This is a genomic window from Burkholderia pseudomultivorans (assembly GCF_902499075.1).
Taxonomy (GTDB): domain Bacteria; phylum Pseudomonadota; class Gammaproteobacteria; order Burkholderiales; family Burkholderiaceae; genus Burkholderia; species Burkholderia pseudomultivorans.
On the sequence record NZ_CABVPP010000030.1, the window covers coordinates 39302 to 63713 of the forward strand.

General features: G+C 68.7%; 24 protein-coding genes. 9 read left to right on the top strand and 15 right to left on the bottom strand.

The window, feature by feature from the left end; genetic code table 11:
* Positions 1-142 precede the first annotated feature (142 nt).
* The gene (gene pdxR, locus BST28156_RS19740; protein ID WP_174903169.1) at positions 143-1627 is read right to left on the bottom strand and encodes a MocR-like pyridoxine biosynthesis transcription factor PdxR; all 1485 of its coding nucleotides are present in this window, start codon (positions 1625-1627) and stop codon (positions 143-145) included.
* A 157-nt stretch (positions 1628-1784) separates the two neighbouring features.
* Here pdxR and BST28156_RS19745 point away from each other — a divergent pair, with 157 nt between their 5' ends.
* The gene (locus BST28156_RS19745) at positions 1785-2444 is read left to right on the top strand and encodes an FMN-binding negative transcriptional regulator (RefSeq protein WP_060242768.1); all 660 of its coding nucleotides are present in this window, start codon (positions 1785-1787) and stop codon (positions 2442-2444) included.
* A 119-nt stretch (positions 2445-2563) separates the two neighbouring features.
* Here the strand turns inward: BST28156_RS19745 and BST28156_RS19750 are convergent, their stop codons facing one another.
* The 3 genes from BST28156_RS19750 to BST28156_RS19760 all read right to left on the bottom strand — a co-directional run bounded on the left by BST28156_RS19750 (position 2564) and on the right by BST28156_RS19760 (position 4581).
* Entirely contained in the window at positions 2564-3175 is a 612-nt protein-coding gene (locus BST28156_RS19750) for an alpha/beta fold hydrolase (RefSeq protein WP_174903170.1), read from the bottom strand.
* 46 nt (positions 3176-3221) lie between these two features.
* Positions 3222-3956, bottom strand: a complete 735-nt coding sequence (locus tag BST28156_RS19755) for a metallophosphoesterase family protein (protein WP_174903171.1) — start codon at positions 3954-3956, stop codon at positions 3222-3224.
* A gap of 88 nt (positions 3957-4044) precedes the next feature.
* Positions 4045-4581 carry a GNAT family N-acetyltransferase gene (locus BST28156_RS19760; RefSeq protein WP_174903172.1) on the bottom strand — a complete coding sequence of 179 codons (537 nt, stop codon included), beginning with the start codon at positions 4579-4581 and terminating at the stop codon, positions 4045-4047.
* Positions 4582-4963: 382 nt separating this feature from the next.
* Between BST28156_RS19760 and BST28156_RS19765 the strand changes: the two genes are divergently transcribed.
* A complete protein-coding gene (locus BST28156_RS19765; RefSeq protein WP_060242777.1) occupies positions 4964-6157 on the top strand; it encodes a porin in 1194 nt (397 codons plus the stop codon).
* Positions 6158-6216: 59 nt separating this feature from the next.
* On the top strand, positions 6217-6528 hold the full coding sequence (locus BST28156_RS19770; protein ID WP_174903173.1) for an aldehyde-activating protein: 312 nt from the start codon (positions 6217-6219) through the stop codon (positions 6526-6528).
* A gap of 83 nt (positions 6529-6611) precedes the next feature.
* Here the strand turns inward: BST28156_RS19770 and BST28156_RS19775 are convergent, their stop codons facing one another.
* Positions 6612-6815 carry a hypothetical protein gene (locus BST28156_RS19775; protein ID WP_155640662.1) on the bottom strand — a complete coding sequence of 68 codons (204 nt, stop codon included), beginning with the start codon at positions 6813-6815 and terminating at the stop codon, positions 6612-6614.
* 69 nt (positions 6816-6884) lie between these two features.
* Here BST28156_RS19775 and BST28156_RS19780 point away from each other — a divergent pair, with 69 nt between their 5' ends.
* On the top strand, positions 6885-8801 hold the full coding sequence (locus BST28156_RS19780) for an SMP-30/gluconolactonase/LRE family protein (RefSeq protein ID WP_060242779.1): 1917 nt from the start codon (positions 6885-6887) through the stop codon (positions 8799-8801).
* A 24-nt stretch (positions 8802-8825) separates the two neighbouring features.
* Here the strand turns inward: BST28156_RS19780 and BST28156_RS19785 are convergent, their stop codons facing one another.
* From BST28156_RS19785 to tetH, 4 genes are read right to left on the bottom strand one after another with little or no spacing between them, the layout of a single operon-like run.
* Positions 8826-9752 carry a c-type cytochrome gene (locus BST28156_RS19785; protein ID WP_174903174.1) on the bottom strand — a complete coding sequence of 309 codons (927 nt, stop codon included), beginning with the start codon at positions 9750-9752 and terminating at the stop codon, positions 8826-8828.
* Positions 9749-10459 carry a c-type cytochrome gene (locus tag BST28156_RS19790; RefSeq protein WP_174903175.1) on the bottom strand — a complete coding sequence of 237 codons (711 nt, stop codon included), beginning with the start codon at positions 10457-10459 and terminating at the stop codon, positions 9749-9751. The genes BST28156_RS19785 and BST28156_RS19790 overlap by 4 nt, the downstream gene beginning before the upstream one ends.
* A gap of 40 nt (positions 10460-10499) precedes the next feature.
* Positions 10500-11546: a molybdate ABC transporter substrate-binding protein gene (locus tag BST28156_RS19795; RefSeq protein ID WP_174903176.1), complete on the bottom strand. Its 1047-nt coding sequence runs from the start codon at positions 11544-11546 to the stop codon at positions 10500-10502.
* A gap of 8 nt (positions 11547-11554) precedes the next feature.
* A complete protein-coding gene (gene tetH / locus BST28156_RS19800) occupies positions 11555-12346 on the bottom strand; it encodes a thiosulfate dehydrogenase (protein ID WP_174903177.1) in 792 nt (263 codons plus the stop codon).
* 460 nt (positions 12347-12806) lie between these two features.
* Here tetH and BST28156_RS19805 point away from each other — a divergent pair, with 460 nt between their 5' ends.
* Positions 12807-13253: a hypothetical protein gene (locus BST28156_RS19805; protein WP_174903178.1), complete on the top strand. Its 447-nt coding sequence runs from the start codon at positions 12807-12809 to the stop codon at positions 13251-13253.
* Between the two features lie 21 nt (positions 13254-13274).
* Here the strand turns inward: BST28156_RS19805 and BST28156_RS19810 are convergent, their stop codons facing one another.
* The 5 genes from BST28156_RS19810 to BST28156_RS19830 all read right to left on the bottom strand — a co-directional run bounded on the left by BST28156_RS19810 (position 13275) and on the right by BST28156_RS19830 (position 19113).
* The gene (locus tag BST28156_RS19810) at positions 13275-14360 is read right to left on the bottom strand and encodes a porin (RefSeq protein WP_174903179.1); all 1086 of its coding nucleotides are present in this window, start codon (positions 14358-14360) and stop codon (positions 13275-13277) included.
* A gap of 95 nt (positions 14361-14455) precedes the next feature.
* Positions 14456-15799: an MFS transporter gene (locus BST28156_RS19815; RefSeq protein ID WP_174903180.1), complete on the bottom strand. Its 1344-nt coding sequence runs from the start codon at positions 15797-15799 to the stop codon at positions 14456-14458.
* Positions 15800-15957: 158 nt separating this feature from the next.
* Positions 15958-17022 (bottom strand): Rieske 2Fe-2S domain-containing protein, encoded by a 1065-nt coding sequence (locus BST28156_RS19820; protein ID WP_174903181.1) that lies wholly within the window; start codon positions 17020-17022, stop codon positions 15958-15960.
* Positions 17023-17071: 49 nt separating this feature from the next.
* Complete coding sequence (locus BST28156_RS19825) at positions 17072-18037, bottom strand: PDR/VanB family oxidoreductase (RefSeq protein WP_174903182.1); 966 nt, start codon at positions 18035-18037, stop codon at positions 17072-17074.
* The gene (locus tag BST28156_RS19830) at positions 18034-19113 is read right to left on the bottom strand and encodes a Rieske 2Fe-2S domain-containing protein (protein ID WP_174903183.1); all 1080 of its coding nucleotides are present in this window, start codon (positions 19111-19113) and stop codon (positions 18034-18036) included. The genes BST28156_RS19825 and BST28156_RS19830 overlap by 4 nt, the downstream gene beginning before the upstream one ends.
* Positions 19114-19309: 196 nt before the next feature.
* Here BST28156_RS19830 and BST28156_RS19835 point away from each other — a divergent pair, with 196 nt between their 5' ends.
* Positions 19310-19795, top strand: a complete 486-nt coding sequence (locus tag BST28156_RS19835) for a MarR family winged helix-turn-helix transcriptional regulator (protein WP_060242798.1) — start codon at positions 19310-19312, stop codon at positions 19793-19795.
* Positions 19796-19834: 39 nt separating this feature from the next.
* Here BST28156_RS19835 and BST28156_RS19840 read toward each other — a convergent pair whose 3' ends face one another.
* Positions 19835-20548, bottom strand: coding sequence for a TetR/AcrR family transcriptional regulator (locus BST28156_RS19840; protein WP_174903184.1), 714 nt, complete (start codon positions 20546-20548; stop codon positions 19835-19837).
* A 195-nt stretch (positions 20549-20743) separates the two neighbouring features.
* Here BST28156_RS19840 and BST28156_RS19845 point away from each other — a divergent pair, with 195 nt between their 5' ends.
* Genes BST28156_RS19845 through BST28156_RS19855 form a run of 3 tightly spaced genes read left to right on the top strand, consistent with a single transcriptional unit; the run spans position 20744 to position 24369 of the window.
* On the top strand, positions 20744-21925 hold the full coding sequence (locus tag BST28156_RS19845; protein ID WP_040131023.1) for an isovaleryl-CoA dehydrogenase: 1182 nt from the start codon (positions 20744-20746) through the stop codon (positions 21923-21925).
* A gap of 31 nt (positions 21926-21956) precedes the next feature.
* Positions 21957-23564, top strand: coding sequence for a carboxyl transferase domain-containing protein (locus tag BST28156_RS19850; RefSeq protein ID WP_174903185.1), 1608 nt, complete (start codon positions 21957-21959; stop codon positions 23562-23564).
* A 19-nt stretch (positions 23565-23583) separates the two neighbouring features.
* Positions 23584-24369 carry an enoyl-CoA hydratase/isomerase family protein gene (locus BST28156_RS19855; protein WP_174903186.1) on the top strand — a complete coding sequence of 262 codons (786 nt, stop codon included), beginning with the start codon at positions 23584-23586 and terminating at the stop codon, positions 24367-24369.
* Positions 24370-24412 lie beyond the last annotated feature (43 nt).

Below are 24412 nucleotides of genomic sequence, written 5' to 3' on the forward strand. Positions count from 1 at the left end.
GGCGCGATCCTAGCAAACGGGACGGGCATGCCGAGGCCCGAAACGGCGTTTTGCTTGCAGGATTTACAGACGATTACGTTTGTTGCCCGCCGACAACCTTTATCGATGCGCGCGCAGCGATTGTGCCGACGAATCGCGGCGTTCAGCGACGCGCCGCGACGACTTCCGCAAGCCGCTGCGCAGCCGCTTCCATCTGCGCGCGGCCGAACCCGCCGAAGCCGAGCACGAGCCCCGGGCGCGCGGTGCCCGGCGCGAACATCGGCGACACCGCGCGCACCGCGATGCCGGCGTCGGCCGCGCGGGCGACCACGTCGAGATCGTCGATGCCGTCGGCGAGCCACAGCACGACGTGCATGCCCTGGTCGCCGGGCTGCACCCATGCGAGCTCGCGCGGCAGCCGTGCGCCGAGCGTGTCGATCAGCAGCGCGCGCTGCTCCGCGTACACGCCGCGCACGCGGCGGATATGGCGGTCGAGATGGCCTTCGGCGATGAAGGCGGCGAGGACGTGCTGGTCGGCGGTCGGCGCATGACGATCCATCAGCGCGCGGGCGCCGCAGAACGCGGGCACGAGATCGTCGGGCGCGATCACGTAGCCGAGCCGCAGCGACGGGAACAGGATCTTGCTGAAGGTGCCGAGATAGATCACGCGATCGGGATCGAGGCCCTGCAGCGACGGGAACGGATAGCCTTCGTAGCGCAGCTCGCTGTCGTAGTCGTCCTCGACCACCCAGGCGCGCTGCGCGCGCGCCCACGCGAGCAGCGCATTGCGGCGCGCCATGCTCATCGGCATGCCGAGCGGATACTGGTGCGACGGCGTCACGAACGCGGCGCGCGCGTGCGGCGCGGCGCGGATGCCCGCGTCGACGTCGATGCCGTCCGCATCGACCGGCACGCGCACCATCGCGTCGCGCCGGCCCGTGCTTTCGAGCAGCGACGTGATGCCGCGATAGGCCGGATTCTCGACCCAGGCGCGATCGCCCGCGCCGAGCAGCACCTGGCTCGCGAGGTGCAGACCCTGCTGCGTGCCGCTCGTGATCACGACCTGGCCGGCTTCGCAGCGCACCGAGCGCGACCGGCGCACGTAGTCGGCGATGGCCTCGCGCAGCGGCAGCGCGCCCTGCGGATCGGCATAGCCGGCCGGCGCGCCCGCGCCGCGCGCACGCAGGCGATTGCCGAGCCGCCGCCAGATGTCGTCGGGCGCGGTGAGCCCGACCGGCACCGACACCGCGAACGGCACGGCCGGCAGCGGACGGAATTCGCGGGCGATCCGCGCGAAAGTCGCGGCTGGCTCGGGCAGGCCGGCGCGGACCGGCGGTTGTCGTTCGGGCTGGCGGGCGCCGGCCGGCGCCGGCGTGGCGAGCGCGTTCGCCACGCGCGTGCCGGCGCCGCCGCGCGATTCGAGAAAGCCTTCGGCGACGAGCTGCGCGTACGCGTCGACGACGGTGCCGCGCGCGACCTGCAGCGACGCCGCGAGCAGCCGCGTGGACGGCAGCATGTCGCCGGGCCGCACGTCGCCGCGGCGCACCGCTTCGCGCAACGCCTGCGCGAGCTGGCGGCTCAGGTCGCCGGCCGCGCGGTCGAGCGCGCCGAGCGACGGGATTTCGACGATCCGGGCCGTTCTTGCCATGATTCTGGTCTGCTGAAAATGTTCCAAACCGGCTCTACAGCATAAACCAGTTAGCGTTCACAATCGGCGCATGATGCGGGTTGGCGCTCGGGTGCGTCGACGACGATGCTCGCGCCGGCCCGCGCTTTCCCGAATCCTGTCCGACCGTGGAGCCGCCATGTATGTCCCCGCCGATTTCGACGAATCCCGCCCCGACGCGCTGCGCGAGCTGATCGTGCAGCATCCGTTCGGCAGCCTGATCACGCACGGCGCGGACGGGCTCGATGCGAACCACCTTCCGTTCGAGCTGATGCCGGTCGACGGCGGGCTCGGCGAGCTGCATGCGCATGTCGCGCGCGCGAATCCGGTCTGGCGGGCGGTCGCGAACGGCGACGAGGTGCTGGTGATCTTCCGCGCGGGCGACGCGTACATCTCGCCGAACTGGTATCCGAGCAAGCACGCGACGCACCGCCAGGTGCCGACATGGAACTACGTGGTCGTGCATGCGCACGGACGCATCACGGTGCGCGACGACGAGAAGTTCGTGCGCGGCGTGGTCGCGCGGCTGACGCGCACGCACGAGGCGTCGCAGCCGGCGCCGTGGAAGATGGCCGACGCGCCGAAGGATTATCTCGACCGGATGCTGCAGTCGATCGTCGGGCTGCAGGTCGAGATCACGCGGCTCGTCGGCAAGCGCAAGCTCGGGCAGAACAAGGCTGCCGCGGATATCCGCGGCGCCGCCGATGCGCTGATCGCGAACGGCCAGGCGGCGATCGGCGACGCGATGCTGGCCGAGGCCGACGCGAAGCGCGAGCAAGAGGCGCGGGGCACGGCCTGACGGCGACACGCGCCGGCGCGTGCGTGTCGCGGGGCGCGCAGCTTGTGCCGCTTGCGCGGCCTGCGCGAGCGCGCCGCGAATCGCGGCGTCGGTCTTGTCGTAGCCGGGCGGCCGCGATGTCAGGCGCGCGGCAGATGCGCGTCGACGAGCGGCGCGAGCGCGTCCGCATGCACGGCCGCGAGATCGTGGCGGCCGCCCGGCACGACATGCAGCCGCGCGTCCGGCAGCCGTTCGAGCAGGCGCCGGCCGGCCGCGACCGGGCTGAGCGGATCGTCGTCGCCCCACAGCAGCAGCGTCGGCTGCGCGATGCGGCCGATCTCCTGCGACAGATCGGCGTGAAAGGTCAGGAACCAGTCGGGAAGCTGCGGGTTCGCCTCGGTAAAGCCCGCGCGCCAGTCCTGTGCGCCGAGCCCGCGCATGTCCAGGCCGCCCGACGTGACCGTCAGCACGAGCTGCGTGACGAGCCCGGGCCGCGCGAGCGCCGCCCGCATCGCGATCACGCCGCCCATCGACTGCGCGATTACCGCGGTCGGCCGGTCGATCGTCGCCAGCACATGGCGCACGAGGCCGTCGAAATCGTCGACGGCCGGATCGTGCGGCGTGTCGCCGAAGCCCGGATAGCCGACGATGCGTCGCGCGGCGGGATGGGTGAGCCGGCCGGCGAGCGGCTCCCAGAACGCGGTGCTGCCCGATGCGCCGGGCAGGAAAAGCAGTTGCGACGGAACGGTCATGACGGTTCGGTTTCCCGGTGAATGAAGGAGCGTCGGCGCGATCGCGTCAGCACCGGCCGGTGCGCAGCGCGACGGTCCAGTCGTCGCGGCCGCGCGCGGCCGCGGTGGCGGCGGCCGTATGCCAGTCGTATTCGACTGCGTGGAATTCGGCATGCCAGCCCGATGCGGTGCGCGACACCATCGCGTAGCGCGCGTGCGGCGTGCCGGTTTCGATCCGGTGCGGGTGCGGCTGGTCGTCGGTGTAGGCCTGCAGGCCGACGCTGCCCGGGTTGACGATCAGCCGGCCGTCGTCGAGCGCCGCCGCGCGCGGCACGTGCGTGTGGCCGCACAGGATCAGCGATGCCGGCTCGTCGCCCGCGCGCTGCGCGATTTCATCGGGCGTCGCCGCGCGGCAGCCGTCGGGCGTCACCGTTTCGAGGAAATAGACGAGGTCGCTGTCCGGCGTGCCGTGGACCATCAGCACGTCGTCGTCGAGCATCAGGCGTTCGGGCAGCGCGGCGATCCATGCGAAGTGCGCGTCGCGCAGCGTGTCGTGCGCCCAGCGGTCGGACAGCCGCATCGCGTCGCGATCGCCGGCGAGCAGCTGCCGTTCGTGATTGCCCTTGATGGTCGGCAGGTCGAGCGCGATCAGGCGATCGGCCGTCTCGGGCGGATGCAGTGCGCCGGACACGATGTCGCCGAGATTGACGATCACGTCGGCGCCGCGGCGGCGGATGTCGTCGAGCACGGCGTCGAGTGCGGCGAGATTGCCGTGGATGTCGGAGAGCGCGGCGATTTTCATGGCTGGGCGTCGGTGCGGGGAACGCAGATTGTCGCCAAATCGGCGCGGGCCGTCCATGGCGCGCGGCGGCGGCGTCGCGCGCCGCGCGTCAGTCGCTGGCGAGGCGCGCGTACATCGCGAAATCGCCTGGCGTGCCGCGCACCATCCGGTACGCGCGCAGCAGGCCTTCGCGCCGGTAGCCGCATTTCTGCAGCACGCGTGCGGAGCCGAGGTTGGTGGTCAGCACGACGGCCTGCACGCGGAACAGGCCGCATTCGGCGAATGCCCAGCCGGTCACGCTCGCGCATAGCGCGCTCGCGATGCCGCGTCCCCAGTACGACGGCGCGAGATCGTACGCGATCTCGGCCGAGCGGTTCGCGGTGGAGACCGTGTGCAGCCCGATCGTGCCGACCAGCGCGGCCGTTGCGTCGTCGACGATCGCGAGACGGCGGATCGAATCCGGCTCGGCCGATTCGATGCCGTCGAACAGCGGCCGCAGATCGTCGCGCGAGCGCAGGTTCCAGCTCGTGTGGCGGACGACGTCGGGATTCGACAGATAGGCGTACCACGCATCGAGATCGGCGCGCTCGAGCTGTCGAAGCGACAGCCCCGGGAAGCCGGCGCGCGGCGGCGCGTCGATTCTCATCGCGCGCGCCTGCCGGCGAGCGATGCGCGTGGTGCGGCGGTGAAGCTCGGCAGGGTCGTTGGACGCATGACGCGGTTCCCGAGAGTGGACGACGCGGGTTCGATTATCCGGTGCGCCGCTCCATGCTGTACAGGCGCCGCCGTGTCGGGGTTCGACTATCTCGATCTCTGCAATAAATTGTTTTCACTATTCCGCTATCGAATAGAACCGGTTCCATCTAACATGGCGGCCGCGGCGGGCATGCCCGTCGCGACATCGCGCGCGCGTCGCATGCGCGCGTCCCGCGTGCGGACGCCGCCGGTCTCGCAACGCCGGCGGATCTCGCCGCCCGCACGCACTCGCAGCCAGAACAACGGGCCTCGCGCCCGGAGACACGACAATCATGAACAAGCAACTGATCGCAGCACCGCTGCTGCTCACGCTCGCGGGCATCGCATCCGCGCAAAGCTCCGTCACGCTGTACGGCATCGTCGATTCGGGCATCACCTATCGCAGCAACGAGCGGACCGGCTCGGCGGGCGCCTACACCGGGCATTCGAACGTCGGGCTGACGACCGGCAACCTGTCCGGCAGCCGCTGGGGCATCAAGGGCGCCGAGGATCTCGGCGGCGGCCTGCGCGCGCTGTTCGTGCTCGAGAACGGCTTCGACATCACCAACGGCACGTCCGGCCAGGGCGGCCGCCAGTTCGGCCGCCAGGCGTTCGTCGGCATCGGCAGCGACCGCTACGGCTCGATCACGCTCGGCCGCCAGTACACGTCGCTCGACGATTTCGTCAGCCCGGTCGGCCCGTCGTCGTATATCGGCGGCTTCGGCGCGCATCCGGGCGACATCGACGATCTCGACCAGACCGCGCGCGTCGACAGCTCGATCAAGTACACGAGCGCGAACTACGCGGGCTTCACGTTCGGCGCGCTGTACGGGTTCGGCGGCCAGCCGGGCAGCATGAAGCAGCGCAATACGTGGAGCGTCGGCGCGGCCTATGCGGCAGGCCCGCTGCGCATCGGGGTCGGCTACGAGCGTTCGGACAACAGCAAGACCGGCGCGACCGACCCGACGGCCGGCAAGTGGCAGAGCACCGACGACGGGCTGTTCAACTCGTCGATCAACGAAGGCTATGCGAGCGCGCAGTCGCAGCAGATCATCGCGACGGGCGCGACGTACGACTTCGGGCCGGCCGTGGTCGGCGTGAACTACAGCAACGTGCAGTATCGCGCCGGCGACCAGTCGCTGTTCTCGGGTCATGCGACCTTCAACGTCGCGGGCGTGTACACGCGCTGGAACGTGCAGCCGAATACGCAGCTGTTCGCCGGCTACAGCTACACGCGCGGCAGCGACGTCGACGGGATCGACAATCGTGCGCAGTATCACAACGTGACGCTCGGCGCGGTCTACGACCTGTCGAAGCGGACCAGCGTGTACCTGCTGGGCGCGTACCAGCACGCGTCCGGCACGACGCTCGACGCGCTCGGCCGGCCGGTCGCCGCGACCGCGTCGGTGTCCGACAAGGCGAACGGCCACTCGTCCGACTCGCGCTCGCAGACGATCGTCAGCGTCGGGTTGCGTCAGCGGTTCTGACGCGCTGCGGGCGTGCCGCGCGCACGCCCCTATACTGTCGCCTCGTCTACGGCACGGCGATGCTGTCCGCGACCGCGTGGCAACCGGAGCAGGTGTCGGTCGCGGGCGGCGACGCGACGTTCCGGCATCCGTCGAAGACAATGTCGCGCACGTCGTGCACGAAGTGCGGCGAGATCGTGTTCGGCACGAACCGGCTCGGCATGCGCGTGGTGCCGAACAGCGTGACCGCGTGTGCGCACGGCGGGCAGCTGCCCGACGCGTTGCAGCCGACCATGCACCTGTTCTACCGGCAGCGCGTGATCGACGTCGTCGACGCGCTGCCGAAATTCCTCGACGGCTGGGACCGCCCGACGCTCGACACCTCGAATTGAACCTGCGCCGCCGTGCGCCGGATAATATTTTTTCTCTTTCATTTCAATTTCGATTTGCAATCATTGACCGGATTTCCGGGAAATTAAAAGCAATATGCGTCGATCAGAAAAAATGACGCATTTGCATTGAACGGTCCGGAAGAAAATGCCGGGGAAAATGCGCCGAAATCGCAAGCCTGGCAGGCTGTCGCGGCGCAGGAACCAGATTGGCTCGTCATCGACGAAGCTGTGTCGCGCAGCAAAATAATGGCGTGAATAATTGGCGTAGATGGTGAAATGGCGTTCACCGGAATCACCAATGTTTCATACGTCGCGATTTACAGTGTCGAAAAACGTCCGTCTGGGGAGCATCGTTCATGTCAATGAAACAAATTCGCGCAGCATTACTGGGAATGTGCATGGCGATGCTGGCGCCGGCGAGTCATGCGCAATACACGACCGACTGGCTCGCGAACACGTTCGGCACGCTGGCCGCGCACGTCGGCAACGGCGCGCGCTCGATGTGGGTCGCGCCCGAAGGCGTGATCTACACGTCGTCGCGCTGGGACGAGAACGCCGGCGGCGTCGCGATCTACCAGAACGGGCAGACGCTCGGCACGATCGGCATCCACGACGAATTCCAGGGCGGTGCGATCACCGGCAACGCGACGTCGATCTTCGTCGCGCTCGGCTACAACCGGACCTTCGGCAGCGGCTCGGTGGGCCGCTACAACCGCGGCACGAATACGCGCGACCTGCGCATCCCGGTCAGCACGTGGACGGGCATCCAGAACGCCGACGTGATCACCGGCCTCGCGACGGCCGGCAACCTGCTGTATGCGAGCGACTTCTACGGCAACCGCGTGCGCGTCTATACGACCGACGGCGTGTGGCAGCGCGACATCGGCGTGCAGGGGCCGGGCGCACTGGCGCTCGATGCCGCCGGCAACCTGTGGGTCGCGCGCATGAGCGCGGGGGTGGTCGTGCAATACAGCCCGACCGGCACGCAGATGAACACGATCCAGATGGCGGCCGGTGCGCGGCCGGCGTCGCTGTATTTCGACGCGGCGGCGGGGCAGCTGCTGGTGGGCGACGAAGGCCCGGACATGAACATCAAGGTCTACGGGCTGCTCGGCCTGCCGCTGCAGGTCGGCACCTTCGGCGTGCAGGGCGGCTATCTCGACACGACGTCGGGCATCAAGGGGCAGGTCGGCGACAAGCGCTTCACGCGCGTGGTCGGCATCGGCAAGGATTCGGCCGGCAACCTGTACGTGCTCAACAACGCGTGGGGCGGCGGCTGGGATCTGGGCCGCAACGGCAGCACCGACATCCATGCGTACAGCCCGACCGGCACGCTGCAATGGAAACTGCAGGCGCTGAACTTCGAGGCGGCCGCCGCGCCCGATCCGGCGACCGACGGCGCGTTCTTCTACAGCGGCAACAACGTCTACACGGGTTCGGCGGGCGGCACGTTCGTCGCGAACACGATCGACCCGTTCACCTATCCGAAGGACCCGCGCCTCGACATGAACGACTACCAGCGCGGCCAGCACTTCGGCCAGCTCGTGACGGTCGGCGGCAACCGGATCCTCGTCGCGTCGGGGCAGAACCCCGGCAACTTCAACTTCTACCACTTCAATCCGGCGAGCGGCTACATCGCGATTCCCGACGGCTCGATTCCGGGCAAGCCGTTCAACACGAGCCTGCAGGTGACGGCCGGCTTCGCGATCGACGGCAACGGCGACGTGTGGGCCGGGCTCGACCGCACCAACAATATCTCCCACTACCCGATGACGGGCTTCGACGCGACCGGCAAGCCGTCATGGGGCGCGGCGACGCAGATCCCGATCCCGCGCTCGGTGCTGCCGCTCACGCGGATCATCTACCAGTCCGACAGCGACACGATGATCCTCGCGCAGGGCATCTCCGGAAGCTGGGACTGGACCGCGATGAACGGCCATATCGAGGTCTATCACGGCTGGAAGGGCGGCAACACGAGCACGCCGAGCCCGGTGATCAACCTGACGAGCGCGAATCCGAAATCGATCGCGGCGGCCGGCCACTACCTGTTCGTCGGCTACGTGCACACCGTGCCGAACGTCGACGTGTTCGACCTGAACACGGGCAACCTCGTCACCACGCTGACCAACTCGAACACGCCGGCGATGGACGTCGGCAACGACGTCGACTCGATGTACGGGATCCGCGCGTACCTGCGCTCGACCGGCGAATACGTGATCACGAAGGACAACTACAACGGCACGAGCCTCGTCGTGTATCGCTGGCATCCGTGAGCGCGCGGGCCGCGCGGATCGCGCTCAGGGCGCGCCGAGCACGCGGCCGTTCACGCTGCGTCCGTACATCGAGTCGGGCGAATCGTGGAACTTCGCGCGCGTGTCTTCCACCGAGCCGGTGAAGCGCGGGTCCTGCGGACGTTCGTGGCTGTCCATGAAGGTCGCGACGTCCCACGCCTGCTGATCGGTCAGCGTGCCGCCGAGCCCGAGCGGCATGTTGGCCTTGATGAAGCCGGCCGCGTTGCGGATGTCGCCCATCCCGGCGCCCCAGTTGAACGAGCGCGCGCCCCACAGCGGCGGGAACACGGGCTTGCCGCCGCTCGACTGGCCCTGTCCGTCCGCGCCGTGACACAGCGCGCAGTGCTGCGTATAGACGGCGGCGCCGCGCGCGTAGTCGGCCTTCTGCGCCGGCGGCGGCAGTTTCGGGAAGCCTTGGCCGGGCAGCTTCGTGCCGACCGGCGCGCCTTTCGCGAGCCAGTACGAATACGTTTCGAGCGCCACGAGGATCGGGTCGCCGGCCGGCGGCGCCTTGCCGTTCATGCTGTAGCGAAAGCAGCCCTGCAGGCGCTCGGCGAACGTGTTCACGTGACCGTTCTTGCTGCGGTAGGCCGGATACAGCGGGTACGCGGCCCACATCGGGCTCGAATCGGGGCGGCGGCCCGCGTCGAGATGGCAGCTCGCGCAGGTCAGCTTGTTGCCGACGTACTTGCCCGCGAACTCGGGTGTGTGCAGGAAGATCTGCTCGCCGAGCTTCACGGTCTTGCCGAAGTCGTCGGCGGGAATCGCCGATTCGGCCGGCGGCGTGAACGGTTTCGCCGCGGGCGTGGCGACGGCGGGCGCGGGCGACGAGGCGGCGGGCGGTGCATCCTGCGGCGCGGCTGCGAAGGCGAGCGCCGGCAGCCACGCGGCGCCCAGCAGCGTGCGGCGGATCAGCGTCGTGCGATCGATCATGGCTTGTCTCCCTGCGCGGCGCCGCCGCGCGCGTAGTACGCGGCGACCGCGTCGATGTCGGTGTCGGACAGCTTGCCGGCGATCATCGGCATCAGCGCCATCGGGCCGGGTGCGCGCGTGCCGTGCTTCCACGCGTTCAACTGGCCGGCGAGATACGCGGCCGGCTGGCCTGCGAGCGGCGGAAACGCGGTGCCCACGCCGATGCCGCCGGGGCCGTGACATTGCGCGCAGGCCGGCAGGCCCTGCGACCAGCGTCCGCGCGTCGCGAGCCACGCGCCGGTGCTGGCCGGGTCGATCGACGTGTCGTCGGATGTCGCGACGGCCGGTGCGGCGGGCAGGCTCGCGAAGTACGCGGAGACCGCATCGCGCTCGCGCGCCGATAGCAGTTTCGCGAGCGGCTGCATCACGGGGTTCTGGCGCGTGCCGTCGGCGAACGCCGACAGTTGCGCGGACAGGTACGCGGCGCTGGCGCCCGCGAGACGCGGGAAACCGGCGGCCGCATTGCCTTCGCCGTGGGCGCCGTGGCAGCCGATGCATGCGGCCACGCCCGTCGTCGTGCCCTGTGTCGCCAGCGTCTTGCCGAGCGTCGCGTCGTCCGCGTGCGCGGTGCCGGCCAGCAGCGCCGCCGTCGCGAGCAGCAGCGGCGCGAACCGGCGTCGCGGTGTTTCGACCGGATCGTTCACGTCTCCTCCTTTGTTGTTTGTCATGCGTCTCGTGCGTAGGGCGCGTCCCGCGCGGCCGGTGTCGTCAGCCCGCGTCGGGCTGCTCGCGCGCGGGCGCGGCGCTCGACGCCGGCGTCGTGCCGTCGTATCGGCCGAAACCGTAGCGCCGGAAAATCCGAAATGCATCCGGCGACCGGATGAACGCGAGCCACGCTCGCGCGGCTTCCGGATGCGGCGCGCCCTTCACCATCGCGCCCGCATAGATCGCCGTCGTATTGTGCGCGGAAGGAATGTCGACGTGCATCAGCGGATGCCCGGCCTGTTCCTGGAATGCGGCTTCGGACTGCCACAGCACGCCGGCATCCGCGCGTCCCTGCATCAGGAACAGCGCGGTTTCGCGATGGTGGATATGGGTGAGCTCGGTCGTGCCCGCGCGCACCTTGTCGTCGTAGACGGTGCGCGCGAGCGCGTCGCCGCCGGCCTTCACGAGCGACGCGCGAATCTGGCGCGCGACGCCTTCGAACGCCGGATTCGGCATCGCGAGCTTCACGTCGGGCCGCGCGAGATCGTTCAGCGACGCGATGCGTTTCGGATTGCCGGCGCGCACCATGATCGTCAGCTGGTTCGTCACATACGGCACGGCCGGGCCGGCGAGCGTGCCGTCCGCGATCAGTTCGTCGATCTTGCCGAGTCCCGCGAAATACGCATCGGGCTTGACCGTCCACGTCATGTTGCCGACCGTGATCGTGCCGCCCGCGTGAATCTGCTTCACGAGCAGGCCGGGCGGGATCGTCTCCCAGTAGATGCGGCCGCGATAGTCGGGATGGTCCTGCTCGAACTTCGCGACGAGCGGCGCCATCGCGAAGAAATAGTTGCCGCCGACGAACAGCACGAGCTTCGGCGCGCTGAGGTCGCCGTGGAAATCGGCGAGCACGTCGACTTGCGGGACCGTGAATTCGAGGCCGCGATCGAGCGCATCGTTGTTGCGACCGTTCTGCCACGGCGGGAAGACGGTCGAGGCGGAATCGACGGGCGCGGCGAGCGCGAACGCGCCGGCGCAGCACAGCCAGGCGGAGAGCAGCGCGCGCAGGCGCGGGCGGCGCGGTTTCGGAGTCGGATGAGCGGACGTCATCGAGGGCCTCATTTCGCGTACGTGAAGCCGGCCTGCTGCAACTCGGGCAGCGTGCCGACCACGCCCGGCGTGACGATCGCGCCGGGAATCACGTGGTTGGTCAGGTCGGCCGCCAGCGCGTCGAGCGGCAGCTTGTCCGGATTCGCATTCGCGCCGTCGAGCCGCTCCGCGAGTTCCCAGATCGCGTTGTGGCACGACAGGAACACGACGCCGCGCTGCTGCAGCGCGGCGATGCTGTTGTCGTGCGACGAGAAGGCGCCGTCTGCGCGTTCGTGGTCGTGCGCGTCCTTCGACTGCGCGGGCTTCGCGTCGAGCAGCGTGTTGGTCGGGAATGCCGCGCCGGCAAAGCGCGCGAGGCCGTATTTGTCCCACGCGGCCTGATCGAACAGCGCGAGATGCGCGCTGCCGTGCGTGGCCGACACGACCAGGAAATCCGGATGACCGTACGACCAGACCTGTGCGTTCAGCGCATTGCGCATCAGGTTCAGCCACGGGCCGCCGAGCTCGGTGTTGTCCCACACCTGCTTCGGTCCGCCGCGATAGCCGAGCACTTCGGCGAGCGCTGCGTGATCCCATTGATCGGCGCGCTCGAGAATCATCGGTACGGTCTTGAGATCGCGCCGTCTCGGCGCGGCTGCGACGCGGCGCGTGAGGTCCGCGAGGCGCGCGGCGCCGTCGGGCAACAGCGAGCCCGGGGCGGGCGTCGCCGCGTGCGCGCGAGGCGTGGCGCCGAGCAGCGCGGTGCCGGCCGCGAGGCCGAGCGTTTTCAGCGCGCCGCGGCGCGCGTGCCGGTCCGTCATGAGTGTGTCTCCTGATGATCGGGGAGCCGTCGTGCCGCCCGGCGGAGCGGCATCGCGACTGTGCGCAGCCAGTCTAGAGGCGCACGACGGCTCGGCAAAATCGCGATATCGGATGACGGATATTGGCGCGCCCGATGATTCGTCTGAGGATCGGCAGGCGATCGGTGCGCGGGCCGCGGCGGGCGGTGCGATTGCGCGGCGCGGGGCCGTCTGCTACCGTAGCGCCAAAATTCGAAGCATCGGAATCGACGAGAGCGGGGGCCGGGCCATGTCATCTTCCTGTCGCGCCGGGAGCGACGACCAGCCGCGCGCCGATACGGGCTGCGCCGGCAACAAAGCGAGCGAAGCCGCGCCTCGCCGATCGAATCACTGAAAAGAACGACAAGCGAATCCACGCCGCGCGTGCCGTGCCTTGGCGACATGCGCGTTTCAACCACTCGAGACCTGAGAGACCTTGCAGATGAAAAAGCTTTCCGCATCGTTCGCGACCGCTGCGTTCGCAACGTTCGCCGCGCTGTCGGCCGCCTGGCAGCCGGCCGTCGCCGCGCCCGCCGACGCGGCCGCGATCGACACGCACTACGGTGCGGTGATCGAGGCCTACACGCAGGACATGGCCGCGGCCCGGTCGAAATACGACGGCCAGCGCCTCGCGTTCGTCGGTGCGGTGATCCGGATGGGCAGCGATCCGGGCGGCACCTATTTCGGCGCGCTGACGGCGGACGGCGAGCAGTTCGACACGCATTTCGACGTCGCCGACCAGGATGCGCTGAAAGCGAAATTCCCCGGCGGCGAGATCAAGCCGTTCGTCACGTCGGCGGCGTTCCGGTTCAGTTGCGTGAACGAAGGCTATGTCGATGCGCCCGTGCTGCCCGGCCTGAAGCTCACGCATTGCCGCAAGGTCGATTGACGCCGCGCCGCGCGCCGGCGCTCAGAACTTCTGCTGGATGCCGGCCATCACGCCGAGCTGGTTCATGCCGAGGCCGACCGTTCCGCCGGCGGCGACCGGGTTCGCCGCCTGCGCGCTGTTGAACAGATAGCCCAGCGACGTATAGACGGTCGTGCGCTTCGACAGGAAGTAGTTTGCGCGGCCGACGACCAGCGTGCCGTTCGTGCCGCTTTCGCCTTCGCCGCGTTGCAGATAGCGCACGCCCTGCACGTCGAAGGCGAGCGCCGGCGTCGCGTAATAGGTGCCGCCGGCAAACACGATGTCGGATTGCAGGTGCCGCGCTGCCGCGAGGTTGCGCCGGATCCAGCCGGCGCCGAGCTTGGCCGGCCCCCACTTGACGTACGCGGCGACGATGTCGCGCGTGTCGGTGTAGCCCGAGCCGTTCAGCGGCGCCAGCGCGCCGGCGCCGCCGCGCATCACGTCATGGGATGCGGCCAGCCCGAACTGGCTCGTGTCGTACGCGATCATCGCGGTGTATTGGCGGCACGCGACGAAGTCGCCGGCCACCTGCCCGGTGCAGCCGGTCGCCGACGGCCCGGCGGGCCCGGCCGCATCGCGGCCGAAGCTGTAGGTGGCACCGAGCGTGACGCCGCGGAACGTGCCCTTGTAGCCGATCGCGTTGTCGCTGCGCGCATTCGGCAGGTACGAGTCGAAATCCGCCATCGAGTGAATCGACGGGCCGATCACGTCGGCATTGGCCAGCACGATCATCGTCATGTTCATCTGGCGGCCGAGCGTCAGCGCGCCGAAGCCGCCGCTCACGCCCACGTTCGCCTGCCGCCCGAACAGTCGGCCGCCGTAGTTCAGTGCGCCGGTGCCGGGCTGGAAGCCGTTCTCGAGTACGAAGAACGCCTGGTAGCCGGCGCCGAGATCCTCGGTGCCCTTCAGTCCCCAGCGCGACGGCACTTCGCCGGTCAGCGTCGGCATCCCGACGAACGAGCCGCCGTGCGCGGCGTGGTTGTAGTAGGACACGCCGGTGTCCATGATCCCGTACAGCGTGACGCTGCTTTGCGCGCAAGCCGGGCCGGCCAGCGCCATCGCGAGGGCGGCGCACAGTTTCGTCTTCATCCTTGTCTCCAAACCTGGTATGTAGTGATGCTTATCGATTTTTATCGGACAGCATCCGGATGCGATATCCGGACGCCGTCCGTCGGTACTGCGTGTTACGACAGTGCAGGGTCGGCTTGCCGGCGCGGCACACGGGCCGGCGCGCACACGACGGCGACGGCGATGGCCGCGCCGATCATCGGCAGCAGGAACGCGAAATAGAGATGTGACACGGACCAGCCGCCATCGAGCAGCGCGCCGACCGTCAGCGGTGACAGGATCGCGCCGAGACGGCCGATGCCGACCGCGAGGCCGATGCCGGTCGTGCGGATCTGCGCGGGATAGGGCGTCGGCGATAGTGCGTACATCCCGGCCACGCACGCATTGATGATCGCGCCGAGGAACACCGCGACCGTCATCCCGACCCCGAGCGAGCCCGTGTTCGCGCCGAACACGACCAGCAGCGCACCGCCCGTCAGCAGCGTGGCGACCAGCAGGTTGCGCAGGCCGAACCGGGCCGACAGCAGGCTGAACAGCGACGCGCCTGCAATGCCGCCGAGATTGAGCAGCACGCCGCCGGTCACGCCCTGCGACGCCGACAGCCCGGCCTGCACCAGCAGCTTCGGTGTCCAGCTGACGACGAAATAGAAGCTGCCCATCACCAGAAAGAACGCGATCCACAGCGCGATCGTGCGACGCGCGAGCGGCCCGCGCAGCACGGCCGCGCGGCCTGTATCGGGGCCGGCCGCGTCCGCCGCGGTCGTGGCCGCGGGCAGCGCGTCGAGCGGCGCGCGCTGCATCCGCGCGAGGATTCGGTTGATCTTCTGCAGCGCATTCGCCGGACGGCGGACCAGCAGGAAGTCGAGCGACTCCGGCAGCAGCGCGAGCACCATCGGAATCGCCATCAGCGTCAGCACGCCGCCGAACGCGAACACGCTGCGCCATCCCCACACGGACAGCAGGTAGCCGGCGATCACGCCGCCCGCGGTGGCGCCGATCGCATAGCCGGCCGACTGCATGCCGATCGCGGCGCTACGCCATTTGTTCGATGCGTATTCGCCGCTGATGACGGTCAGGCTGGCCAGCATGCCGCCGATGCCGAGCCCCGTGTACGCGCGGGCGGCCGCCAGTTGCAGCGTGCCGTGGGTGGCTGAGCAGGCGAGCATCCCGGTCGAGATGACGACCAGGCAGAACAGGATGATCCGGCGACGGCCGACCCGGTCGGCCAGCGGCGCGATCAGCACCGAGCCGAGGCCCATGCCGGCCAGCCCGGCGCTCAGCAGCATGCCGATTGCCTTGCCGCTCAACTGCCATTCGGCCGCGAGACGCGGCGCGACAAACGCCATCGCCAGCACGTCGAAACCGTCGAGCATGTTCAGCACGACGCAGGCCGTGACTGCCAGCGTCTGGAATGCGCTCATCGGAGACGCATCGATCGTATTGCGGATAGGTACGCTCACGTCCAAGACCCCTATAAGAATAGTATGACAAATTGATTGGAACCGGATGGCGCTCGGGGGAGTCGAGCGGGTGACTGCGGATTCGTATTGCGACGGGCGAGCGGGGCGCGTTCGGTGTCCGGTCGTGCGCTCCCCGATTGTTTGCAGGTGCCAGGCGTCTATGCGGCGTGCGCGGGCTGCAGCAGCAGACGCTCGATCACGCGCCGCGCGCGGTTCGGGCCTGCATCGACGTGAATGTCGATCTGCCGCCTGTCGGGAAACCGCAGCTGATTGCGGTACTGCGCCTCGATCACGGTCTTGTCCTCGTCGAAGGTGGCCGCGGATTGCTCGATGACCGTGCGCGCGACGCGCTCGACGTCGCTTTGCGGATTGGTCGTGATCGTCCAGAAGTAGTGCGTCGTGGTTTCCGTCTCGGGCGTGATGCCGTGGAAGCCGCGCATATGGAACCCGCCGCGCGCCGGGTCGGCGAGATCGCCGGTGCCGGCGTCCATCGCGCCGGTCCAGATCCGGATATGCGACACGTGGAATTCGATTTCCTGCCATCGATCGACGCGGCCTGCGAATGGCCACGCGGCCGTGTAGGTCGGCGGCGGATCGGAGTCCGGCATCCGGCGCACCAGTTTCACCGTGTCGCCTTCGCTGCTGACGCGCGTTTCCGCGCCCATGTGCAACGCGGCGTTGCCGCCGATGGTTTTCAGATGGACGTAGCCGAGATGGCTCAGGTCCATCAGGTTGTCGTGAATCAGCTGGTACGGCGCGTCGTAGTGGTAGTTGCCGCCGCCGAACCGGTAGCGCGGATCCGAATGGAACGAATAGGACGGCGGCGCGCAGGTCGGCTCGCGGTTGGCGGCGTCGCCGATCCAGATCCACACGATCGCGTCCTGCTCGCGCACCGGATACGACGCTACGCAAGCGCTGGCCGGGATCCGGTCCTGCCCGGGAATCTCGACGCAGGCCCCGTCACGGTCGAACAGCAACCCGTGATAACCGCAGCGCAGGCCGCGCGGTTCGAGCGAGCCGCACGACAGCGGCAGCGACTTGTGGCAGCAGCGATCCTCCAATGCGCCGACTTCGCCCGACGGCAGCCGGAACAGCACGACCGGGCGGCCGAGCAGCGTGCGGGCAACCGGCTGGTCGGCCAGTTCGGACGCGAGTGCGGCGACCCACCATCGGTTGGCGGGAAAGATAGGACTATTTATTTCTGGCGAGGTGTGATGTGCCATCGATTGTCTCCAGTATCGTATTGCCGCTGCGCGTCGCGCGGGCCGTTTGCTACAGATCGAGGACCAGCACCGCACTACGCGAACGCGAGCAGCACGGCAGGAACTGGTCGCCGGCTGCTTTCTCGTCGTCCGTCAGGTACGAATCGCGATGCTCGGGCTCGCCGTCCAGCACGCGCGTCAGGCAGGTGCCGCATACGCCTTGCTCGCACGACGTCAGCACGTCGACGCCGTTGGCCGCGAGCGCTGCGACGACCGTACATTCGGCCGGCACGTCGATCACCCGGCCGCTGCTCGCGATCCGGACCTGGAACGGACGGTCGGCAGCGGACGTTTCGACCGCACCGCCAAAGAACTCGTAGTGCAGCCGTGCTTCGGCCCAGTTGCGTGCGCGCGCTTCGTTCAGCACCGCGTCCATGAAGCCGCGCGGCCCGCACACATAGAGATGCGTGCCTTCGGGCGCCGCCGCGAGTACCGCGGCGAGATCGAATCGTTGCGCGGGCTCGCCGTCGTCGACATGCAGGCGCACCCGGTCGCGAAACGCGGAGGCGGCGATCCGTTCGACGAAGGCCATGCGCTCGGTCGAACGCGCGCAGTAATGCATCGCGAACGGCTCGCCGGACGACGACAGCCGTTCCGCCATGCTGAGGATCGGCGTGACGCCGATCCCGCCGGCGAGCAGCAGGTGGTGCGCCGCGCCGGCCGCAAGCGGAAAGTGGTTGCGCGGCGTGCTGATCCGCACGGTATCGCCTTGCCGGACCGCGTCGTGGATCGCGCGCGAGCCGCCGCGGCCTTCGGCATCGAGCAGCACGGCGATCTGATAGCGGTCGGCCTGCGCGGGGTGGTTGCACAGCGAATACTGGCGCACGAGCCCGCCTGGCAGATGGACGTCGATATGGGCGCCCGCCGTGAAGCCCGGCAGCGGCGAGCCGTCGTCGCTGACGAATTCGAACCCGCAGATGTCGCGGGCTTCCTGCCACTTGCGGGCCACCTTGACGGTCAGCGAGGCATCGCTCATGACGCCTCCGTCGCGCGCGCAACCGGAATGACGGGCCGCTGCGGGGCCGACGCGCGTTCGTCGGCGAGCAGCCGCTCGATCACCTTGCGCGACAGTACGCCGCCGGTGTCGATGTTGAGCTTCAGCAGATTGCGGTCCGGCCACGCTTCGAGGTTGCGCTGCTGGCGCTCGAGCATCTCGAGATCCTCGGCGAAAATCTTGCCCTGGCCTTCGCGGATCGTGTCGGTCAGCGCCGCATCGTCCGGCCGGAAGTTGCGCGCCATGCCCCAGAAATACCAGATCGACGTTTCCGTTTCGGGCGTGATGAAGTCGACCACGATCGACGACGCCTTCACGTGATCGGGCGCGGCATGGCCGCCGTGGCCCGCATGCGCGACGCCGACCTCGATCATCACGTGGCTCGGCGGCGAGAAGCGGCAGATCTGCCAGCGATCGACCGGCACGTTGTCGGCGAGCCCGTTGCCGCGCAGCGCGATTTGCCAGAACGGCGGCGGCATCACGTTTTCCATGAAGCGGCTCGTGACGACCTCGTCGCCTTCGCAGACGGTGCGCGGCGCCGCCTCGTCGATCTCGCGCTGGCCGATGCTGCTCGCATGCACGTAGGTCTCGTGCGTGAGGTCCATCAGGTTGTCGATCATCAGGCGGTAGTCGCAGCGGATGTGATAGAGGCCGCCGCCGTGCGCCCATGCGGGATCGTCCGCCCACGGCAGGTGGTGCAGCTGGTCCGGATCCGCGCGCGTCGCATCGCCCGGCCACACCCAGACGAACCCGTACCGCTCGATCGCGGGAAAGCTGCGGATCGCCGGAAAGCCGCCTACGCGCTGGCCCGGCATGCCGGTCGTCTTGCCGTCGCAGCCCATCTCGAGCCCGTGATAGCCGCACACGAGCGTGCCGTCGCGGACGAATCCCAGCGACAGCGGCGCGCCGCGATGCGGGCAGAAATCCTCGAGTGCGGCGACGCTGCCGTCCGCCGTGCGGTAGAACACCATCGATTCGCCGCAGATCTTGCGCCCGAGCAACTTCCCGTCGATTTCGTCGGGCGTGCAGGCCACGTACCACGCATTCTTCAGAAACACGTCATCGTCTCCTCCGGATCGGCTGCCGGCGATGTCCGGCACACCTTAATTCAGTACACTGAATGAGATTCAGTGTACGCATTGAAACGGAAACGGACAAGGCGAGCGGTATACTGGTTTTCCCGAAAATGGGCGTGAACGCGCGCCACCCCGGCGACGCATGCGTCCGACGTTCGCCGTTGCAACTTGCTCATCCATGGAAAAAACACACGCTGCCGAAGTCCCGACGTTCGGACTCGACCTGTACGACGAGCCTGGCCACCTGATTCGTCGCGCGCACCAGATCGCCGTGGCGATGTTTCACGAAAAGCTGGGCCGCGAAGTGACGCCGGTGCAGTACGCGGTGTTGCGCATGCTGCTCGAGTGTCCGGGGCTGGATCAGGTGACGCTCGCGCAGCGCGTCGCGCTCGACACGTCGACGACCGCCGACCTCGCGGTGCGGCTCGAGGCGAAAGGCTTGATCGTGCGGGAAGTGCTGCCGCGCCGGCAGCGCCGCCTGCTGCTGACGCCGGCGGGCGAGGCGCTGCTGACGCGGCTGATTCCGTCGGTCAAGGAATTGCGCGCCGGGCTGTTCGAAGGCATGGGCGAGGACGATGCGGAGGACCTGATCCGCCTGTTGCGCAAGTTCGTCCATCTGAACAACGAACAGAGCCGCGCGCCGCTGCGCGTCGGCGACGAATGACGGCGCGCGGGCGGGCGGCCCGCAGCGCTTGCCCGCGCGCTACGTCGAGCCTTCCAGCCGCCGCGCGGCTTCCATCACCTCGTTCCTGAAGCGCACCAGCGCCGCCTGTTCCGGCGCGGGCGGCTGCACGGCCGCCCACAGCATGTCGATCAGCTGCGCGGCCGTGGCTTCCGTGTCGAGCTTGCGGCGGCCGAGGATCGCATCCCACAGTACGTGCTCGACCGGCCCGAACACCATCGAGCGCAGCAGGCTCAGCGGCATGTCCGCGCGCACCTGCCCGGCTGCCTGCCCGCGCGCGAGCACGTCCATCAGCGGCGCCGTGTAGCGCCGCTGCAGCGCGGTCAGCTCGTCGCTCAGCGCATGCTGCTTCGCGCGGCCCTCCGACAGCACCAGCGCGCACAGCCCGGTACCGCTGACCAGCATCAGCCGCAAGTGCGTGCGCACGACGAACGCGAACTGCTGGTGGACGGGCGCGTCGAGCGGCATCCCGTCCTCGAATGCCGTGATGTTTTCGTCATACCAGTCCGCGATCACGCGCGCGCACAGCTCGCGCTTGCCGCGGAAATAACTGAACACGGTCGCCTCGGACACGCCGACGCGCTGCGCGATCTCCGCGGTCGTCGCGGATTCGTAGCCTTTTTCGGCGAAGACTTCGCGCCCGGCGCGCAGGATGTCCTGCACGCGCTGCAGGGACTTGCGGCCGGCGGGTGCGCGCGACGTGTCGGGGCGGTCGGCTTTGGCGATGGCGGTCATGGTGTCGGCAGCGAGCGGCGGGGATCCGGAAACATATCTGAGTATTACTCAAAAAAGTCATTGACGCCAGCCCAGCCGACGCGCGACACTACGCACAATTTCCGCAGTATTGGTCAACGAATCGGCGCATCAACCGGTTTTGAGCAAAACTCAGAAATCGGTGCGCGCAACGCACTTTCTGGAGACGGAGGAGACATGAGCAACCTGCCCGGCGTGCAATTCATGCTCGGTGAAGACATCGAGATGCTGCGCGACGCCGTCGCGAACTTCGCGGCGAAGGAAATCGCGCCGCGCGCGGCGGAGGTCGATCGCACCGACCAGTTCCCGATGGATCTGTGGCGCAAGTTCGGCGAACTGGGCGTACTCGGGATGACCGTCGGCGAGGAATACGGCGGCGCGAACATGGGCTACACCGCGCACATGGTCGCGATGGAGGAGATCTCGCGGGCGTCCGCGTCGATCGGCCTGTCGTACGGCGCGCACTCGAACCTGTGCGTGAACCAGATCCACCGCAACGGCACCGCTGCGCAGAAGCAGAAATACCTGCCGAAGCTCGTGTCGGGCGAACACATCGGCGCGCTCGCGATGAGCGAGCCGAACGCGGGCTCCGACGTCGTCAGCATGAAGCTGCGCGCGGACAAGCGCGGCGACCGCTACGTGCTGAACGGCACGAAGATGTGGATCACCAACGGCCCCGACTGCGACACGCTCGTCGTCTACGCGAAGACGGACGTCGACGCCGGCCCGCGCGGCATCACCGCGTTCATCGTCGAGAAGGGCATGAAGGGCTTCTCGGTCGCGCAGAAGCTCGACAAGCTCGGCATGCGCGGCTCGCATACCGGCGAGCTGGTGTTCCAGGACGTCGAGGTGCCGGAGGAGAACATCCTCGGCCAGCTCAACGGCGGCGTGAAGGTGCTGATGAGCGGCCTCGACTACGAGCGCGCGGTGCTGTCCGGCGGCCCGACCGGCATCATGGCCGCGTGTCTCGACGCGGTGGTCCCGTACATCCACGACCGCAAGCAGTTCGGCCAGTCGATCGGCGAGTTCCAGCTGATCCAGGGCAAGGTCGCCGACATGTACACGACGTTCCAGGCGTGCCGCGCGTATCTGTACGCGGTCGGCCGCCATCTCGACTCGGCGGGCAGCGACCACATCCGCCAGGTGCGCAAGGACTGCGCGGGCGTGATTCTCTACACGGCCGAGAAGGCGACGTGGATGGCCGGCGAGGCGATCCAGATCCTCGGCGGCAACGGCTACATCAACGAATACCCGGTCGGCCGCCTGTGGCGCGATGCGAAGCTGTACGAGATCGGCGCCGGCACGAGCGAGATCCGCCGGATGCTGATCGGCCGCGAGCTGTTCGCGGAAACGATGTAACGCCCCACGTCACGCGAACGGAGCCCCGTCGATGCCGATCATCGAATCCAAACTGAATCCGCGTTCGGAAGAATTCCGCGCGAACGCCGCGGCGCTCGAGGCGGTCGTCGCCGACCTGCGCGCGAAGATCGAACAGCTCGCGCAGGGCGGCGGCCCCGCCGCGCGCGACAAGCACCTGTCGCGCGGCAAGCTGCTGCCGCGCGACCGGATCGCGCAACTGCTCGATCCCGGCGCGCCGTTCCTCGAGCTGTCGCAGCTCGCGGCGAACGGGATGTACAACGACGATGCGCCGGGCGCGGGCGTGATCACCGGCATCGGCCGGATCGCGGGCCGCGAATGCGTGATCGTGTGCAACGACGCGACGGTCAAGGGCGGCACCTACTACCCGATGACGGTGAAGAAGCACGTGCGCGCACAGGAGATCGCCGCGGAGAACCGGCTGCCGTGCGTGTACCTCGTCGATTCGGGCGGCGCGAACCTGCCGAACCAGGACGACGTGTTTCCCGATCGCGACCACTTCGGCCGCATCTTCTACAACCAGGCCACGATGTCGGCGGCCGGCATCGCGCAGATCGCGGTCGTGATGGGCTCGTGCACGGCGGGCGGCGCGTATGTGCCGGCGATGAGCGACGAGTCGATCATCGTGAAGAACCAGGGCACGATTTTCCTCGGCGGGCCGCCGCTCGTGAAGGCCGCGACCGGCGAGGAAGTGAGCGCCGAGGATCTCGGCGGCGGCGACGTGCATACGCGCCTGTCGGGCGTGGCCGATCATCTCGCGCAGAACGATGCGCATGCGCTGTCGATCGCGCGCAGCATCGTCGGTAACCTCGCGCCGAAGATTGCGTCGCCGGTGTCGCTGCGCGAGCCGAAGGCGCCGCGCTACGACGCGAAGAGCGTGTACGGCGTGATTCCGGTCGACACGCGCAAGCCGTTCGACGTGCGCGAAGTGATCGCGCGCATCGTCGACGATTCGGAGTTCGACGAATTCAAGGCGCGCTTCGGCACGACGCTCGTCACGGGCTTCGCGCATATCTGGGGCCATCCGGTCGGGATCGTCGCGAACAACGGCATCCTGTTTTCCGAATCGGCGGTGAAGGGCGCGCATTTCATCGAGTTGTGCTGCCAGCGCAGGATTCCGCTCGTGTTCCTGCAGAACATCACCGGCTTCATGGTCGGCCGCAAGTACGAGAACGAAGGCATCGCGCGCCACGGCGCGAAGATGGTGACGGCCGTGTCGAACGCGAAGGTGCCGAAGTTCACGGTGATCATCGGCGGCTCGTTCGGCGCGGGCAACTACGGGATGTGCGGTCGCGCATTCGGGCCGCGCTTCCTGTGGATGTGGCCGAACGCGCGCATCTCGGTGATGGGCGGCGAGCAGGCCGCGTCGGTGCTCGCGACCGTGCGGCGCGACGGCATCGAGGCGAAGGGCGGCGCGTGGTCCGCCGACGAGGAGGAAGCGTTCAAGCAGCCGATCCGCGACCAGTACGAGCGCCAGGGCCATCCGTACTACGCCAGCGCGCGGCTGTGGGACGACGGCGTGATCGATCCTGCGCAGACGCGCGACGTGCTCGGCCTCGGGCTGGCCGCGTCGATGAACGCGCCGATCGACGACACGCGCTTCGGCGTGTTCCGCATGTAACGGCACGGAGGGCTGAACGATGCGATACGAAACCATCAAGGTAAGCGAAGCCGGCCGCGTGGCGACCGTCACGCTCGCGCGTCCCGACGTGCGCAACGCGTTCAACGAGACGACCATCGCCGAGCTGACCACCGCGTTCGAATGGCTCGATGCGCACGCCGGCGTGCGCGCGGTCATGCTCGCGGCCGAAGGCGCGGCGTTCTGCGCGGGTGCGGACCTGAACTGGATGAAGAAGATGGCCGGCTACTCGGACGACGAGAACCGTGCCGACGCGCGCAAGCTCGCGCGGATGCTCGAGGCGATCCATCGCTGCGGCAAGCCGGTGATCGCGCGCGTACATGGCGATGCGTATGCGGGCGGCGTCGGTCTCGTGGCCGCGGCCGACATCGCGATCTCGGCCGACGGCGCGAAATTCTGCCTGTCCGAAGCGCGCCTCGGGCTGATTCCCGCGACGATCGCGCCGTACGTCGTGCGCGCGATGGGCGAGCGCGCGGCGCGCCGCTATTTCACGACGGCGGAAGTGTTCGACAGCGCGCGTGCGGCGTCGCTCGGCTTCATCCACGACGCGGTGCCGGCCGACGCGCTCGACGACACGGTCGCGAAGCTCGCCGCGACGCTGGTCGCGAACGGTCCCGACGCGGTGCGCGCGTGCAAGCGGCTGGTCGCCGACGTCGCCGGCCGTGCGCTCGACGCGACGCTGATCGAGCAGACCGCCGACTGGATCGCGCGCACCCGCGCGGGCGCGGAAGCGCGCGAGGGGATCGCCGCCTTCCTGGAGAAACGCACGCCGTCGTGGCGTGAATGACACCGCGGCGGCGCATGCCGCCCGCGTCGCGTGACCAACCTTT

Coding starts and splice junctions, on each gene's coding strand:
- BST28156_RS19850 (WP_174903185.1), top strand. CDS start 21,957: ATGCCGATCATCGAATCCAAACTGAATCCGCGTTCGGAAGAATTCCGC.
- BST28156_RS19770 (WP_174903173.1), top strand. CDS start 6,217: ATGCTGTCCGCGACCGCGTGGCAACCGGAGCAGGTGTCGGTCGCGGGC.
- tetH (WP_174903177.1), bottom strand. CDS start 12,346: ATGACGGACCGGCACGCGCGCCGCGGCGCGCTGAAAACGCTCGGCCTC.
- BST28156_RS19835 (WP_060242798.1), top strand. CDS start 19,310: ATGGAAAAAACACACGCTGCCGAAGTCCCGACGTTCGGACTCGACCTG.
- BST28156_RS19845 (WP_040131023.1), top strand. CDS start 20,744: ATGAGCAACCTGCCCGGCGTGCAATTCATGCTCGGTGAAGACATCGAG.
- BST28156_RS19805 (WP_174903178.1), top strand. CDS start 12,807: ATGAAAAAGCTTTCCGCATCGTTCGCGACCGCTGCGTTCGCAACGTTC.
- BST28156_RS19790 (WP_174903175.1), bottom strand. CDS start 10,459: ATGACAAACAACAAAGGAGGAGACGTGAACGATCCGGTCGAAACACCG.
- pdxR (WP_174903169.1), bottom strand. CDS start 1,627: ATGGCAAGAACGGCCCGGATCGTCGAAATCCCGTCGCTCGGCGCGCTC.
- BST28156_RS19745 (WP_060242768.1), top strand. CDS start 1,785: ATGTATGTCCCCGCCGATTTCGACGAATCCCGCCCCGACGCGCTGCGC.
- BST28156_RS19760 (WP_174903172.1), bottom strand. CDS start 4,581: ATGAGAATCGACGCGCCGCCGCGCGCCGGCTTCCCGGGGCTGTCGCTT.
- BST28156_RS19785 (WP_174903174.1), bottom strand. CDS start 9,752: ATGATCGATCGCACGACGCTGATCCGCCGCACGCTGCTGGGCGCCGCG.
- BST28156_RS19795 (WP_174903176.1), bottom strand. CDS start 11,546: ATGACGTCCGCTCATCCGACTCCGAAACCGCGCCGCCCGCGCCTGCGC.
- BST28156_RS19750 (WP_174903170.1), bottom strand. CDS start 3,175: ATGACCGTTCCGTCGCAACTGCTTTTCCTGCCCGGCGCATCGGGCAGC.
- BST28156_RS19780 (WP_060242779.1), top strand. CDS start 6,885: ATGTCAATGAAACAAATTCGCGCAGCATTACTGGGAATGTGCATGGCG.
- BST28156_RS19810 (WP_174903179.1), bottom strand. CDS start 14,360: ATGAAGACGAAACTGTGCGCCGCCCTCGCGATGGCGCTGGCCGGCCCG.
- BST28156_RS19825 (WP_174903182.1), bottom strand. CDS start 18,037: ATGAGCGATGCCTCGCTGACCGTCAAGGTGGCCCGCAAGTGGCAGGAA.
- BST28156_RS19765 (WP_060242777.1), top strand. CDS start 4,964: ATGAACAAGCAACTGATCGCAGCACCGCTGCTGCTCACGCTCGCGGGC.
- BST28156_RS19755 (WP_174903171.1), bottom strand. CDS start 3,956: ATGAAAATCGCCGCGCTCTCCGACATCCACGGCAATCTCGCCGCACTC.
- BST28156_RS19855 (WP_174903186.1), top strand. CDS start 23,584: ATGCGATACGAAACCATCAAGGTAAGCGAAGCCGGCCGCGTGGCGACC.
- BST28156_RS19820 (WP_174903181.1), bottom strand. CDS start 17,022: ATGGCACATCACACCTCGCCAGAAATAAATAGTCCTATCTTTCCCGCC.
- BST28156_RS19840 (WP_174903184.1), bottom strand. CDS start 20,548: ATGACCGCCATCGCCAAAGCCGACCGCCCCGACACGTCGCGCGCACCC.